18 protein-coding genes are annotated in these 13,476 nt (G+C 51.2%); 9 read left to right on the forward strand and 9 right to left on the reverse strand.

The genetic code is table 11. The annotated features are described in order from the left end of the window. The 3 genes from JK231_RS15480 to JK231_RS15490 form a co-directional block, all read right to left on the reverse strand. Complete coding sequence (locus tag JK231_RS15480; protein ID WP_249221727.1) at positions 1 to 1,152, reverse strand: CocE/NonD family hydrolase; 1,152 nt, start codon at positions 1,150 to 1,152, stop codon at positions 1 to 3. 65 nt (positions 1,153 to 1,217) lie between these two features. Next, entirely contained in the window at positions 1,218 to 1,901 is a 684-nt protein-coding gene (locus JK231_RS15485; RefSeq protein WP_211728983.1) for an O-methyltransferase, read from the reverse strand. A 68-nt stretch (positions 1,902 to 1,969) separates the two neighbouring features. Next, complete coding sequence (locus JK231_RS15490) at positions 1,970 to 2,848, reverse strand: LysR family transcriptional regulator (protein WP_211728984.1); 879 nt, start codon at positions 2,846 to 2,848, stop codon at positions 1,970 to 1,972. A gap of 120 nt (positions 2,849 to 2,968) precedes the next feature. On the opposite strand from JK231_RS15490, the gene JK231_RS15495 reads away from it, so the two are divergent. Further along, entirely contained in the window at positions 2,969 to 3,820 is an 852-nt protein-coding gene (locus tag JK231_RS15495) for a Vmh family MBL fold metallo-hydrolase (protein ID WP_211728985.1), read from the forward strand. A gap of 47 nt (positions 3,821 to 3,867) precedes the next feature. On the opposite strand, the gene JK231_RS15500 is transcribed toward JK231_RS15495, so the two are convergent. Both JK231_RS15500 and JK231_RS15505 read right to left on the reverse strand, forming a co-directional pair. Next, positions 3,868 to 5,187, reverse strand: coding sequence for an FAD-binding oxidoreductase (locus JK231_RS15500; RefSeq protein WP_211728986.1), 1,320 nt, complete (start codon positions 5,185 to 5,187; stop codon positions 3,868 to 3,870). Positions 5,188 to 5,542: 355 nt separating this feature from the next. Then, positions 5,543 to 6,064, reverse strand: a complete 522-nt coding sequence (locus JK231_RS15505; RefSeq protein ID WP_211728987.1) for a MarR family transcriptional regulator — start codon at positions 6,062 to 6,064, stop codon at positions 5,543 to 5,545. Positions 6,065 to 6,132: 68 nt separating this feature from the next. Here JK231_RS15505 and JK231_RS15510 point away from each other — a divergent pair, with 68 nt between their 5' ends. Further along, the gene (locus tag JK231_RS15510; RefSeq protein WP_211729050.1) at positions 6,133 to 7,005 is read left to right on the forward strand and encodes an EamA family transporter; all 873 of its coding nucleotides are present in this window, start codon (positions 6,133 to 6,135) and stop codon (positions 7,003 to 7,005) included. 100 nt (positions 7,006 to 7,105) lie between these two features. Continuing rightward, a complete protein-coding gene (locus JK231_RS15515; protein ID WP_211728988.1) occupies positions 7,106 to 7,726 on the forward strand; it encodes a TetR/AcrR family transcriptional regulator in 621 nt (206 codons plus the stop codon). Here the strand turns inward: JK231_RS15515 and JK231_RS15520 are convergent. Further along, a complete protein-coding gene (locus JK231_RS15520; protein WP_211728989.1) occupies positions 7,714 to 7,935 on the reverse strand; it encodes a hypothetical protein in 222 nt (73 codons plus the stop codon). The two genes, JK231_RS15515 and JK231_RS15520, sit on opposite strands and share 13 nt — an antisense overlap. 172 nt (positions 7,936 to 8,107) lie before the next feature. Here JK231_RS15520 and JK231_RS15525 point away from each other — a divergent pair, with 172 nt between their 5' ends. Then, a complete protein-coding gene (locus tag JK231_RS15525; RefSeq protein WP_211728990.1) occupies positions 8,108 to 8,779 on the forward strand; it encodes a DUF3313 domain-containing protein in 672 nt (223 codons plus the stop codon). 63 nt (positions 8,780 to 8,842) lie between these two features. Here the strand turns inward: JK231_RS15525 and yajD are convergent, their stop codons facing one another. After that, complete coding sequence (gene yajD, locus JK231_RS15530) at positions 8,843 to 9,190, reverse strand: HNH nuclease YajD (RefSeq protein ID WP_034824111.1); 348 nt, start codon at positions 9,188 to 9,190, stop codon at positions 8,843 to 8,845. A gap of 355 nt (positions 9,191 to 9,545) precedes the next feature. Between yajD and JK231_RS15535 the strand changes: the two genes are divergently transcribed. From JK231_RS15535 to JK231_RS15545, 3 genes are all read left to right on the forward strand, one after another. After that, positions 9,546 to 9,815: a hypothetical protein gene (locus tag JK231_RS15535; RefSeq protein WP_211728991.1), complete on the forward strand. Its 270-nt coding sequence runs from the start codon at positions 9,546 to 9,548 to the stop codon at positions 9,813 to 9,815. Positions 9,816 to 9,875: 60 nt separating this feature from the next. Further along, a complete protein-coding gene (locus JK231_RS15540) occupies positions 9,876 to 10,226 on the forward strand; it encodes a DUF1304 domain-containing protein (protein ID WP_211728992.1) in 351 nt (116 codons plus the stop codon). A gap of 94 nt (positions 10,227 to 10,320) precedes the next feature. Beyond that, entirely contained in the window at positions 10,321 to 10,860 is a 540-nt protein-coding gene (locus tag JK231_RS15545) for a DUF2058 domain-containing protein (protein WP_211728993.1), read from the forward strand. Between the two features lie 15 nt (positions 10,861 to 10,875). On the opposite strand, the gene JK231_RS15550 is transcribed toward JK231_RS15545, so the two are convergent. After that, the gene (locus JK231_RS15550; protein WP_211728994.1) at positions 10,876 to 11,574 is read right to left on the reverse strand and encodes an RluA family pseudouridine synthase; all 699 of its coding nucleotides are present in this window, start codon (positions 11,572 to 11,574) and stop codon (positions 10,876 to 10,878) included. A 202-nt stretch (positions 11,575 to 11,776) separates the two neighbouring features. On the opposite strand from JK231_RS15550, the gene JK231_RS15555 reads away from it, so the two are divergent. Both JK231_RS15555 and JK231_RS15560 read left to right on the forward strand, forming a co-directional pair. Then, positions 11,777 to 12,259, forward strand: coding sequence for a cold shock domain-containing protein (locus JK231_RS15555; protein WP_064511353.1), 483 nt, complete (start codon positions 11,777 to 11,779; stop codon positions 12,257 to 12,259). Positions 12,260 to 12,272: 13 nt separating this feature from the next. Further along, on the forward strand, positions 12,273 to 12,518 hold the full coding sequence (locus JK231_RS15560; protein ID WP_058960931.1) for a DUF2543 family protein: 246 nt from the start codon (positions 12,273 to 12,275) through the stop codon (positions 12,516 to 12,518). 67 nt (positions 12,519 to 12,585) lie between these two features. On the opposite strand, the gene JK231_RS15565 is transcribed toward JK231_RS15560, so the two are convergent. Continuing rightward, positions 12,586 to 13,287: a GntR family transcriptional regulator gene (locus tag JK231_RS15565; protein WP_045815684.1), complete on the reverse strand. Its 702-nt coding sequence runs from the start codon at positions 13,285 to 13,287 to the stop codon at positions 12,586 to 12,588. Positions 13,288 to 13,476: the final 189 nt, after the last annotated feature.

Below are 13,476 nucleotides of genomic sequence, written 5' to 3' on the forward strand. Positions count from 1 at the left end.
TCATTTCGCCGCTGGGCGTTGATCTCCAGCGGCGTAAATGGTGCACGCCGCTTCTTCCTTCTCACGATACTGCTCGCAATTTGCCAGAGCTTCATGGTTTGCATCCTGCTGGGTGCGAGCCCAGTGGGCGCGGCCCCACACACCTTCGCCGTTGGTCGCGAACGCTTTCTCATAGCCGCGATCTGACAGATAGTGTTTGAAAGCCTGTAGACCTGATGACGTTAATCCTGCCGGTGCAGCAAGCTCGGCCTCAGCAAGGGACACGACTCCATGGCTCGGCAAATGTTGCTGGCTTAGAAACGACGAGACGCTGCGCCACCAGAATCCTTCCGGCGCTGAAATCAGTAAATCATGCCCATCGTTACCGTAAGCCGGCAGAGTGATCAGCTTACCCTTAGCCTCTGCGCGATGGTAAGCCTTGAACATCTCCTCGCCAAGCTGGGGTGAAAACGACTGATCATTGGCAGTGTAAAGCCAGAGTGTTGGGATTCGTGCGGTTTGACCATAAGATTTCAGCGTCGCCAGCAGTGAGGTTTTATCACAAACCTGGCCCTCACCCATGGCTCCGCGTCCACCTGAAAAGCTGATGATAGCCTGTACACCCGGTGGATTCAGGGCACTGGCGGCGAGCACGCTGAATCCGCCAGATGATTGGCCGACCAGCACAGCTTGATGTTTTGCCGCCCAGGGCTGTACCCGTATCGCCGTCAGTGCAGCAAGGATATCGTCTCGTGCCATTTTCCCTGCTAGAGCATGTTGCGGCTGGGCGCAGCTGTTGCCTTGATAATCGTTGTGGCCGGTGGATTGACCATAGCCCTGTCGCATCACCACCACAGCGGCATAACCATGTCGGGCAAAGGTGATGGCGGCAGCTGAGAAACGGTTCGGCGTGAGATGCTGGCGATCGCTCTGCTCGCTGCCATCGGTGCCGTGGGTGATCAGTGCAACAGGAAACACACCGGGTTTGTCTGGTCGTGTGACATAAGCATCCAGCACCGCGCGTTGCCCGTTGGGGAAGGTTATGGTTAATGAGAGCGGCTCACGTATCAATCCCGCGAGTTGCGTAGCGCCGGCTGTCTGTGCTGGCAAGCCAAAGTGACTCCCTCCCATCAAACCAAAGATGAGAACAAAGTCAGTAGCCCAGTGGCGCATCAGTTAATACTCCATTATTAACGTTCAGTGATATTTGCTGATGGATACTATCACCCATTTAGCGCTTACAAACTTTTCACCACCGCCATGATCAGTCCATCCCAGCCTTTTTCGCCAACCGTCTGCAGTGCCGTGGCTTCCAATCGATTATCCTGGTTGATCATATCGACGAACTCACGCAGGCCGCTGACATTAGGATCCTCACTATCCGCAGCGACTACCGCCCCTCCACGTACCACATTGTCTGCAATGATCACGGTCCCAACACGAGCAAGTTTCAATGCCCAGTGAAGATAGTGAGGATTATTGACTTTATCGGCATCAATGAAGATCAGGTCAAACGTCGCAGTCAGCATCGGCAAGCTATCCAATGCAGCGCCCACTATCACTTCTGCGCGATCGTGAACACGTGCCAACGCCAGGTTGTGACGGGCCACTTCAGCGTGATGGGGATTGAATTCGAGCGTGATAATTTGGCCGTTTTCCGGTAGAGCCCGAGCCATCCAGATTGTGCTGTATCCCCCTAATGTGCCAATTTCCAGTACGCGCTTTGCACCTGTAATCGTCACCATCAATGCCAGCCATTTGCCCTGTAATGCCGAAACATCGTGCACCGGTAAGCCCTGAGCAGCGTTATGCGCTAATGCAGCTTTCAGCGCCACATCCTCGGCTGCCAATGCGTTTGCAAAGTAATTATCGACCTGAGCCCACTGTTCGTTATGTTGCGAAGGGTAGTCGGGAATGCGCATCTTGAGTTCTCCTTGCGTGTCAGATTCTCAAGACATAGCACAACTGTATGACGTTATGCGTAAAGCATTTATGAAGCCAGCTGTTGCTGCACCGCATCAAGAAACAGCCGCAGCGCGGCAGGTTGGCGTTCGCGCGACATATACAATCCATAAATGCCGAGGGTTTTTGGCGTAAAGTCCGGCAGTACACATTGCAACTGACCGTTTGCTATCCCGGCGCGCGCCTCCATTTCTGGCACCATGGCCAGCCCACATCCGGCGATGGCGGCATCGCACAATACCGATGAGATGCCGGCACTGAAATTTCCGCTCACGGCTGTGCTCAGTGCATCGCCATTGGCATCGTTGAACTGCCAACTCTGCCCGGCAAAGCGGCTATAGTGCAGGCAATTATGCTGGCTCAAATCCTGCGGCGTTTCAGGATTGCCATGCTTGCGCAAATAATCGGGTGATGCGCACACCACCGAAGCACATTCGCCAAGACGGCGGGCAATTGCGCCCGGTTCAGGATTTTCCGTGATCCTCACCGCCACATCGATGCGTTCTCCCACTAAACTCACCGGCTGGTTGTTGATTTCTAACTCAATGCGCAGCAGTGGATAGCGTGCCAGAAATGCCGGGATCATCGGCCCCAGAATATGGGTCGCGGTGGAGTGCGCACAGGCGACGCGTAATGTGCCCTGCGGTTCTCCCGGTTCGCCCTGTCCGGTTATCTCATCGGCCAGCCGTGCCAGCATGCGGGTTTTCTCCAGCACTTTTTCCCCGGCCGGGGTAATGGTCAAGCGACGTGATGAACGGTGTAGTAAACGTGCGCCTGCCCATTTCTCCATTTCATCCAGATAACGGCTGACCATTGGCCGTGAGATATCCAGCGCCCGCGCTGCGGCACTCAGGCTGCCTAGTTCGCAAATGCGATTAAATACTGAAGCGGCTTTGACTCTGTCCATCTGCTCTCCATCTGATCGTTTTATGAAACTGATCATCTCTATTTGCGGGAATTCTAGCAGACAGAAAAATCCTTACAATGATGTGCTTCCCAGCCATGTTGGCACTGAAAGGAAAATGAGATGAAGATGAAGTCACTGACGTTGGTGCTCGCACTGGCAGCCGGCCCGGCGTTTGCTGCCCCATTGCAATTGGCAGTTTACAATCCGCAGGAACAAGGCGTGTTTCCGGTATCGTCAACGCTGATTACCGGGCCACACGAAGCGCTGCTGGTCGATGCACAGTTCAGCCCGAAAGACGGCGAGAAACTGGTAGAGATGATCAAAGCCAGCGGCAAAAAACTCACTCAAATCCTGATTACCTCAGGCGATCCTGATTTCTATTTTGGCCTCGAGCCCATCGTCAAAGCCTTCCCTCAGGTGAAAATTGTCGCAGCACCAACAGTGGTTGAGCATATCGAAGCTACTAAAGCCGCCAAATTAGCGTATTGGGGCCCGAAAATGCCGGATGGTGCGCCTACCCAACTTTATGTACCGCAGATCACCCATCAGACTTCGTTTAGCGTGGATGGTGAACGTGTTGAACTGCGTCATGCGGGTGATAAATCCGCTTATCTGTGGATCCCAGCCAATAAGGCCGTGCTGGGTGGCACCGCCGTGGCAGCGGGCATCCACGTCTGGACCGCAGATACGCAAACGCCAGCCAGCCGTGAGCAGTGGCGCAGCGTGCTTAAAGAGATTCAGCAGCTTAAACCGAAAGTAGTGATTCCAGGACACTACATTGGCGCTCGTCCGGCGGGCGATGGTGCGGTGACATTTACCCTTAATTATCTGCAGACTTTTGAAAAAGCACTTCAGCAGCACAAAGGGTCTGCAGAAGTGATTGAAGCGATGAAAAAAGCCTATCCGAATTTGCCGGATGAGAGTTCACTGGAGCTGAGTGCGAAAGTGAATACTGGCGAGATGAAGTGGTAGGCAGCCAAGGGTAAAAGCCGCCATTAATGCTGGCGGCAATTTCCTTCTTATACTTCCATGCCCGCGCGGTATTGGCCCCACTTTAACACCGAGTTCACGCCAATCGACAGGAAAGGCTCAGCTGGCGTGCGGTTTGGACCCGGTGATTGGGTGAGGAAATCGATCAGTTCGTTTTTCTCACCGGCGATCATATCGGCAATCAATTTGCCGGTTGCCGTGCCGCGCGTTATGCCTAATCCGTTACAGCACAGCGCACCATAAACATTCGGTGCCAGTTTGCCAAAGAAGCCTTCGTGGTTTTCCGACAGGCAAATCGCGCCGCTCCAGGTGTATTCAAAATCCACCTGCGGCAGCATTGGGAAACGGCGTTCAAACGATTTGCGATGGTTTTGCAGATACTGCTTAAGGTATTTCTCGCGCGGTCGCCCATCCGGGTGGAAACTAAAACTGTTACGCACCAGAATACGATTATCCACTGTACGACGAATGGTGCTGCCAAACGGATGCGCCGGAATCACCCCCCACACCGCTTTGCCACCCAATCGTGCCTGCTCTTCTTCAGTCAACTGACGTGACAGGCTGCCGTAAAGGAAAGTCGGTAGCAAACGGCGCTGCAGGAAACCAAAGTGCGACGCAAAACCGTTATTAGCCAGGATCAACGTATCAGCGGTGATGCTCCCTTTGTCATGCACCAACGTCACTTTGTCACCGTAGTCAATCGACGTGATGGGTGTGTACTCGTACAGCGTGACGTTCGCGGGCAGATTATCCGCCAGACCTTTTACCAATGCTGAAGGCTGCAACAAGATGGTGCCGGGAATAAACAGCGCCTGCTTGTAATAAGAAGTGCCAATGTGATCCGGCAGATCTTTACCCGGGATCATTTCGGATTCGCGCCCGATCTTTGCCAATCCGCTACGATAGGCTTCGAGAATCGCCGTGCCCTGTTCACCGACTGATGCCTGATATTTACCGGATTCGGTCATCTGACATTCGATGCCGTGTTCCTGCACAATCTGACGCAGATAGTTTTGCCCTAATGTATTCAGCTTGAGGACTTTATTCGCAATGGTAACGTCGCCAATATAATCCTTCGCGCCGATATCATGCGGTACATCGATGGCAAAACCGGCGTTACGTCCTGCCGATCCATATCCCACTTCCTGCGCCTCAATCAGCACCACTTCATCATTGGGGAAATTCAGCGCTAATTGTCGCGCAGCCGCCAGGCCCGTTAAGCCCGCCCCCACAATCGCGAAGCGTGTTTTTTTCTGACCAATATGCGCCGGGCGTGGCGTACGAGCGGCACTGGTATGAAACCAACCCGGCATCGAATCATCGGCAGGCAGTGAGGTGATCTTTTGCAATTCCGTTACTCCAATACACGTTTTCATTGTTTGTACTGGCGGATTGCCCGTACAACGTAGGGTTTTTTAGCGGTGTAAAGCGTAAGTATTTAATGAATTTCACGGGTATTTATCATGTATACCTGCTGTATAAAGTTTTACTGAATCTCATGAAATTTTGTCAATATAATCACGATACGATTGTGTTATGGATCGCAAAAAATCGGGGGTTCAGGCGCGGGGATTGGCATGAAAGTGTTAGAGGGATCCGGTGTGCTCAACTTACGCCACAGCACCGGACCTGAAATAAATTTGGTGTCCTGATAGGGGAATACTCATTACGACGTCACAACGCTGACGCGTGAGAATGGGGCAATTAGCGCTGGTGGGATCCGTCAAGCGATCGCAATAAACCCGACAGGTGGCTATCCAGTGCCATCAGCACTTCAGGAGAGAGCCCAGACAGAATATTTCTTTCGTTATCCACGTGTTTTTCTACCGCACGGTCTATTAACGCCAGTCCGTCCTGACTTAATTGCACCAGCATGCTTCGCGCATCCTCTGCATTTACCTGTCGGGTAATCAGCCCTCTGGATTCAAGGCGTTTTAAGCGATGCGTCATGGTGCCCGAGGTGACCATTAGCGTCGAAAACAACTCGGTAGGACTTAAACTATAAGGTGCTCCGGCACGGCGCAGTGTTGCCAGCATATCAAACTCCCACATGCTCAATTCAAACTCGGCAAAGGCCTCTTCAAGTCGCTGTTCAATCAGCGCCGTGCAACGCTTGAGACGTCCAATCGGCCCCATCGGGCTGCAGTCTAAATCTGGCCGCTCGCGCTGCCACTGCTGAAGGATGAGATCGACGGCATCAGATCGGGTTTCAGTTTGATCATTCATTTATCTTGACTTCAAGGTAATTGGTGGACACACTAATTTTATCTTGAATTGAAGATAAAGGCAAAATGATGCAATCCTCTTTCTCTCTTTCGTACTGGCGTGACGTGATATTGACTGCCCTGGCCCCGGCTATCTGGGGATCAACCTACATCGTCACAACACAATTTCTGCCACCCGATCGCCCTTTTACGGCGGCGCTGATTCGGGTACTTCCGGCAGGGGTATTAATGTTGCTGTTCACTCGTCGCCTGCCCGCCAGCCGTGATATTGGACGGCTCATTATTCTTAGTGCGCTGAATATCGGTGTTTTCCAGGCACTGTTGTTTGTCGCTGCCTATCGGCTGCCTGGCGGGCTTGCTGCCGTATTGGGCGCGATACAACCGCTGCTGGTGATGTTACTGGCATGGGGAGTTGAACATCGGGCGCCAGCGAGAATCACTTTATGGGCCGCGCTGGCCGGGGTTGTCGGGATGGCCTTGCTATTACTCTCTCCGCAAACAGTGTTCGAACCGGTCGGCATTGTGGCAGCGTTGTTGGGCGCGACCTGTATGGCCACAGGCGTATGGCTGACTCGCCGCTGGAAAATGGATTTGCCGGTGATGGCCCTCACCGGCTGGCAGCTGATACTGGGTGGAATAATGTTGCTACCCGCAGCGTGGCTGATTGACGCCCCACTGCCCACACTGACGCTGCCGCAGTGGGCCGCTTATGCCTATCTCTCCTTGGCCGGTGCATTTGTGGCATACGGGTTGTGGTTCAGGGGAATTGGCCGCCTGCCCAGCGTTGCGGTGGCATCGCTCGGATTACTCAGCCCGATCACCGCCGTGCTGCTGGGTTGGATAATGCTATCTCAGGTGATGAGCGGTACGGCTTTTGTCGGACTGGTCATCGTTTTAATCAGCGTGTTGCTTGTGCAGCGCACATCCCTTCGTGGCAATTAAAGTTTCACTCGTCATTTTACAGACGACGAATCCACTATCCTCTTTCCTTTAATGAACCAGCCGGTTTTGTTAATATTTATCGCCGACAAAGGAGAGAGTGATGCGCACGCTAACCGAACAAAAGAGAACTGACATTATCAACGCCGCTTCAGCCGTGTTCCTGGAACAAGGATATGAGCGAGCTTCAATGGATAGCGTTGCAAAGCAGGCCGGTTGCTCGAAGGCGACACTCTATAATTACTTCGCTTCTAAAGAGAGCCTGTTTGAAGCCGTTGTCAGATGTTTTAGTACAAATTTTCTGATGCGTGCGGCTGATGAACTTAACCACCCGGAGACTCAATCCCTGTTGTTAAGTGAGAAGTTACAGCGTTTTGGTGAAGGTATGCTGGGCGCGCTGACATCAGACTGGAAGGCTCTGCAGTTGTACAGAATGGTGGTCGGTGAAGCGGGCCATTCCGATATCGGCGCGCTTTTTCATGAGTCCGGGGTGCGTGAGAGTATGAACGCCCTGACGGCGGTAATGGAGCATCACATCGCCAGCGGGGAATTGATCGGCGGCAGCCCGGCATTACGCGCCAAACAATTTTCAGCGTTAGTAAAAGCTGAAGTCGATGAATTATTCCTTCAGCGAACGTTGCCGAATTATACCAAAAGTGAGGTGAGGACTATGGTGCAAAACGCCGTTTCGTTGTTCCTCAGAGGTGCTGGTCACAACATCTGAATTCTGGCTGACAGAATGAAAATAAGCGCCACCACCACAATGGTGTCGATAATCAGCAGCATCAATAAGGGTTTGCGGCGCGCCCCCCAAACCCTGACCGCATAAAAACGGCTTTGTTTTATGCCTGATTGCCATAGATAAATTAACTCCACGAGATTGCGGATGGCGCGGATGAGCAAAAATACAATTGCCGCAAATCCGGCCATCATTCCACCAGGTCTCCGGTAAACCTTTCACCCGACACTAACGAACGTCTTGCACTCACCTCTCAGCCCCCGCATCACGATGTCACACCCTGAAACCTCTTCTTGACAGATTTATGCTAACTGATATTAACTAAACCGTACAGTTCATTTATGTCTTCTATCGGAGAGTATCAAGATGAGTCGTTTGTTCAGCCCGTCGTATCGTAGCCTTGTATTAGCGGCCGCTTTTACCGCTGTCGGTTGTTCCTCCACCAGCCCGGTGAAATATGCTGGTATCGCGTCAGCATCACGCATGTCGCCGAATACGTCTGACGATAGCGATCGCATTCCCTTTCGTTATGCCGCTCCCGTAGACTGGAGCAAATATCGCAGTATCAGCATTGAACCGGTCGACATTTACAGCGGCAATGATGCGCAATTCAATGACTTGTCTGTGGATGAGCGTCGTGAACTCGCTGAATATATGCGTAAGAAGTTTGAAGACGTGCTAGCGGAGAAATTCATCACCAATCCCCCTGCCGGGGCGGCTCCTGCGCTCAAATTAAAACTGACGCTGACCGGCGCCGATACCACGCCGCAAGTGATTGGTACATTCACAAAGTTTGATTTAGCCGGCGGCCCTTACAATATCGTTCAGTCGGTACGTGGAGGACGTGGCTTGATGAGTGGCTACGTTAATTTCGCCGTGGAGGTGAAAGATGCGGGATCGAATGAACTCTTACTGGCGTACGTAGCGGAACAATATCCAAATGCGATGAACGTGGGTGCGACTTTTGGTTCACTTAGTGCAGCAGAGACAGGAATTGATAAAGGGGCTGAGCAACTTTTAGAGAAGTTACGCCAGTAAATCAAACGGTAAAGGCTGCCAGCCTCTGTTCGGCATGCTGGCAGCATCAATGATCAGTGCCGATTATTTCTTCTTATTTAACATCGATTTTAAATCAGCAAAGGGATTATAGGTTGCTGCTTCTACATCGTTCTGCGCATCTTCCCCGGCCACCACTCTGGTGCCGTACATGTCAGCTTCGGTGTACTTAGAGTGCTCATGGTCATGACAAAAAAGACACAACAACTCCCAGTTACTGCCATCTTCCGGGTTGTTAGTATGATCGTGATCGATATGATGCACGGTGAGTTCACGCAGATTGGAGTAAACAAATTCACGTGAGCAGCGTCCACAAACCCACGGATAGATTTTTAATGCTTTCTCACGGTAGCCGCTTTCCAGCCGCGCATAGTTTTTCGGGATCAAAGCCATTGCCAATGTTACCTGTTTCGCAGAGATATTCGGGTGTTAGTGCTGCCAATATAGCGCAAAACCTTCGCCAGGCGTGTGCTGATTTCGCCGTGCTGTTTCAGGGCTGCTGCAGTGAATGCTGATTAACCTCGAACAGTGCGATTAGATGGTCAGCGACTGCTCTGACACGTCTGGGAATGCGTCAAAACATCTGCGCTGAACTTCGCGGATTCAATAACAAATGTACCTCCTCGTCGCATGGTATTACTTGCCTAATAACGCAAGTCACATATTCATGAAAAAAACCTCTGACCCCTTGGTACCTTTTCGTTCCTGCTGATAAATTGCCGTTACCTCTTTTGATAAGGAATATCGAATGCCTGAATATTGTTTTTATAAAAAAAGAAACCAGATCGTGGCGCTGCAAAAGTCAGACAATGTGAGAGCAACTCTGTTAACCCGTCAGGGATTCGAAAAACAGTTTGAAGAAGTCAGGGCGGCCGATGAAAAGGCAGCACTTTCTCGCTTTGATGACATCCGTAAAGAAAAACGCATAGACCAGCACAATTTTCGGGCGGGGGCTATAACGATGCCGTTCATTGGGGTTTTAACCGCCATCACTAGCCTTTTTTTCCGCAAAAAATAACCGGCGCTAATCTGGCTTAAACTTTCTATACATCTAAAGAAAACTCAATTAAGGAATTCCGTGTTAGCCAATGTCCTTGTTGCTCTCGTCGCCGTGATTCATATCTACATTCTGGTGCTGGAGATGTTTCTGTGGGAGACGAAAACCGGCCGGAAAGCCTTCAAACTCAGCGTCGACTTTGCGCGCAAAACCCGAGTGCTGGCGGCCAATCAGGGCCTATATAACGGTTTTCTGGCGGCGGGTTTACTCTGGGGGTTATGGCTGGGAGAAAACGGTGTGCCTGTCACTCTGTTTTTCCTCATCTGTGTGTTGATTGCCGGAATCTTCGGCGCGATGACCGCCAGCCGGAAAATTCTTTACGTGCAGGCCCTTCCCGCTCTGATTGCCTTGATCGCAGTACTCCTGCTCTGATAGGTCGATTCATCGGGATCTCAAACCTCGCCGTGATCAGCCTTCGCATTACAGGTATAATCCGGCCAGGTTTTAACGGATTTTAGAGACGAAGATGACAAAACTCACCTTACAAGAGCAGATGCTCAAAGCTGGATTAGTTTCCACCAAGAAAATGGCCAAAGTGCAGCGCACTGCCAAGAAGTCTCGTGTGCAGGCACGTGAAGCGCGTGAAGCGGTGGAAGAGAATAAAAAAGCGCAAATTGAGCGTGATAAGCTGCTAAGTGAGCAGCAGAAGCAAGCCACTTTGTCCAAAGAGTACAAAGCGCAGGTTAAGCAACTGATCGAAATGAACGCGATCACCGTTGCCAAAGGGACGATTGATTTCAACTTCACCGATAACAACTTAATCAAAAAAATCGCCGTGGATAAAACCACGCAAACACAGTTGATCAACGGCCGTCTGGCAATTGCGCGATTGGCGGCGGATAGCAGTGGCGAAAGCAAATACGCGATTATTCCCGCCAGCGTGGCTGATAAAATTGCGCAGCGTGATGCAGATAGCATTGTATTGAACAGTGCATTGAGTCAGGAAGAGCAGGATGAAGACGATCCGTACGCGGACTTCAAAGTGCCGGATGATTTGATGTGGTAATGAATGCCGCCCGTGTCAAAACGGGCTGGCATGACGCGCAGTGATGTTCTCCCCGCTAATGGGATGGACAAAATGCAATTCACTGGCGTGCAGCATCAGCCGAGGTGTTTTTTCCGTACCCGGCTGCAGCAATCCTCCATACAGATCACAGCCAAGAATCGGATGGCCCAATTGCTGGCAATGGATACGCAATTGATGGGTGCGGCCCGTCTCTGGCAATAGCTGCACCCGCGTAACCGGCAATATCACGCCATTATCCCCTTCACGAGTTAAGCGTTCTATTACCTGATAGCGCGAACGCGCAGGTTTCCCCGTCTCGGCACAAATCGACATCAACGGAAACAGCGCCGGGTCTTTTGCTATCGCGGCGTCAATCAACCCTTCATTATGGTTGAGATGTCCGCACAATAGCGCCGTGTAAATTTTAGTCACGCTGCGCTGGCTAAACTGCTGGCACAACAAGGCGTTGATCGCTTTGTTGCGCGCCACCACCATTAATCCTGATGTCCCGAAATCGAGGCGATGCACTAAGGTGCAGCCGGGGAATAACTTCACCAACCGGTGATGCACGGAATCCAGATTTTGCGGATTTTTACCTGAAAGGCTGAGCAGCCCCGTGGGTTTATCGATCAATACCAGATGCTCATCCTGATAGAGAATCGAGATCTCTTCAGAACACGGCGGAGCTATAAAAGTATCGATAATGGTGGACATCGGACTGCCAGGCTGGGAAGTGGGTGCGGATGATAACCAATTTTCAGCGAGCTGACGAATTTTGCTCTCTTCTCACAGGCTCACGCTCGCACAGCAGAAATTTATCGTCCAGACTTACAGCAAAGGCGTAGTCTGCGCAGGCAATGTGCTTTACACTGCGCGCTGCAAAAAACTGATTAGATTAACGATTAAGTAGGCGGTAATGGCGATGAACGGAACGATCACAACCTGGTTTGAAGACAAAGGTTTTGGATTTATCAAAGATGAAAACGGAGACAACCGTTATTTCCATGTGATTAAGGTCGCCAACCCTGATCTGATTAAAAAAGACGCGGCAGTGACGTTCGAACCGACCACCAATAACAAAGGTTTATCGGCCTTTTCGGTGAAAGTGATACCGGACAGCAAATACATCTTTATCGCCGGTGAGCGTCTGAAGCTCACATCGATTAAATCCTTCGTGGTTTACAGTGAAGAAGAGCCGGTTGATACCCGCATTGATAAAGAAAACACCGTTCTGTCGGTGGGCCTTCTGATGAACAACATCAAACCCAAGACAGACGTTAAGCCTGATGAAATGCGCTCAGTAAAAAAACTGGCGGTGACCACTTTCCAGGGGACGACGCTGATCTTTACTGAAGATGAGATCGACATTGATGCCGCAGTGAAAATGCTCAAAGTTTAAAGGGGAGCTGATAATGAATAACAATATTCCACTGAAGTATTATGACATTGCTGAAGAATACGCGTCGGAATCTGAACACGATGTGAGCGAAGCAGAACTCGATGCACTGGCGCACTACTTCCAGCTGTTACTGACTCGTCTTAGCAATAACGAAGAGATTAGCGAAGAGTCGCAGCAAGAGATGGCCCGTGAAGCGGGTATTCAAGCGGTGCGAATCGATGAGATTGCTAACTTTTTGAATGAGTGGGGCAACGAGTAAGCTTCACCCCTCCCGTCTGAAGGCGGCTTGCAGCCGCCTTATCATGTCAAAATCGACAACCCTGAAACTACAACTTATTCCCTTCCGGTGACTGCACCAGATCGTCCGCTTTCAACCCCTGCGGCGCGATAAAGATCTCCATATTTTCGCGTGACAGTTCCCAATGTTCGAACACCAGATCCACCACCTTCTGCTCATCTCGCGCTTCGATCGCGCTGATAAAGGCATCATGATGCTCGGCGGCTAGCTGCAGGCGGCGTTCCATGTCTTCATTTTGCGGGCGGAAAAAGGTGTGGCCGATGCGGCAATGGTCGATCAGTAAACGGCCCAGGCTGGGCTGTAAATAGGGATTGGCTGCCATCTCGCCCATGATCTCATGGAAACGATTGTTCTCCAGTGCCAGCGCTTCGGCATCACGCGTCTGCACCGCTTTACGGAAGCGCTTTTGCGTCTCTTTCAGCGATTTCAGCTGGGAAGGTTTAAAATTCTGTACCGCCAGGCGACCGGTAGCGGCGTAGATCATCGGTGCGACGAGGAAGAAATTGCGCAGTGTGGAATGGCTCATCGGGATGACGCGCACGCCGCGTTTTTCGACGATTTCTAAGTAACCCTCTCCTGCCAGTCGCTGGAAAACTTCACGCACAGGCGTGCGAGATAAACCGTATTGTCCCGTCAGGCTGGCTTCATCCAGCAACTCGTCTGGATCCAGTTCCATGGTCAAAATTAGGCGTTTTAAATCTTCGTATAACGCTGCTTTTCCCGATCTCAAAGTGACCTCCTGTGATGACATTCCGCATGCGATTCCTGCTTAACCTACAGAAAAAGTGTGTATACAGCAAAAATAATTATGGGATATTTTTTGCATTCTGCGGTGGATCACAGAAAAGGGAATGATGATATTACAAGGAGTTACAGATGAAAAAAACGAGTTGTCATCTGCAGAGAATTATCCTATTTC

Origin of the sequence: Pantoea sp. JGM49 (genome assembly GCF_018257655.1) — a bacterium.
Classification (GTDB): Bacteria; Pseudomonadota; Gammaproteobacteria; order Enterobacterales; family Enterobacteriaceae; genus Pantoea; species Pantoea communis.

Excerpts from the sequence above, each read along its gene's own strand:
- JK231_RS15480 (WP_249221727.1), bottom strand. The coding sequence starts at position 1,152 with ATGCGCCACTGGGCTACTGACTTTGTTCTCATCTTTGGTTTGATGGGA.
- JK231_RS15485 (WP_211728983.1), bottom strand. The coding sequence starts at position 1,901 with ATGCGCATTCCCGACTACCCTTCGCAACATAACGAACAGTGGGCTCAG.
- JK231_RS15490 (WP_211728984.1), bottom strand. The coding sequence starts at position 2,848 with ATGGACAGAGTCAAAGCCGCTTCAGTATTTAATCGCATTTGCGAACTA.
- JK231_RS15495 (WP_211728985.1), top strand. The coding sequence starts at position 2,969 with ATGAAGATGAAGTCACTGACGTTGGTGCTCGCACTGGCAGCCGGCCCG.
- JK231_RS15505 (WP_211728987.1), bottom strand. The coding sequence starts at position 6,064 with ATGAATGATCAAACTGAAACCCGATCTGATGCCGTCGATCTCATCCTT.
- JK231_RS15510 (WP_211729050.1), top strand. The coding sequence starts at position 6,133 with ATGCAATCCTCTTTCTCTCTTTCGTACTGGCGTGACGTGATATTGACT.
- JK231_RS15515 (WP_211728988.1), top strand. The coding sequence starts at position 7,106 with ATGCGCACGCTAACCGAACAAAAGAGAACTGACATTATCAACGCCGCT.
- JK231_RS15520 (WP_211728989.1), bottom strand. The coding sequence starts at position 7,935 with ATGATGGCCGGATTTGCGGCAATTGTATTTTTGCTCATCCGCGCCATC.
- JK231_RS15525 (WP_211728990.1), top strand. The coding sequence starts at position 8,108 with ATGAGTCGTTTGTTCAGCCCGTCGTATCGTAGCCTTGTATTAGCGGCC.
- yajD (WP_034824111.1), bottom strand. The coding sequence starts at position 9,190 with ATGGCTTTGATCCCGAAAAACTATGCGCGGCTGGAAAGCGGCTACCGT.
- JK231_RS15535 (WP_211728991.1), top strand. The coding sequence starts at position 9,546 with ATGCCTGAATATTGTTTTTATAAAAAAAGAAACCAGATCGTGGCGCTG.
- JK231_RS15545 (WP_211728993.1), top strand. The coding sequence starts at position 10,321 with ATGACAAAACTCACCTTACAAGAGCAGATGCTCAAAGCTGGATTAGTT.
- JK231_RS15550 (WP_211728994.1), bottom strand. The coding sequence starts at position 11,574 with ATGTCCACCATTATCGATACTTTTATAGCTCCGCCGTGTTCTGAAGAG.
- JK231_RS15555 (WP_064511353.1), top strand. The coding sequence starts at position 11,777 with ATGGCGATGAACGGAACGATCACAACCTGGTTTGAAGACAAAGGTTTT.
- JK231_RS15560 (WP_058960931.1), top strand. The coding sequence starts at position 12,273 with ATGAATAACAATATTCCACTGAAGTATTATGACATTGCTGAAGAATAC.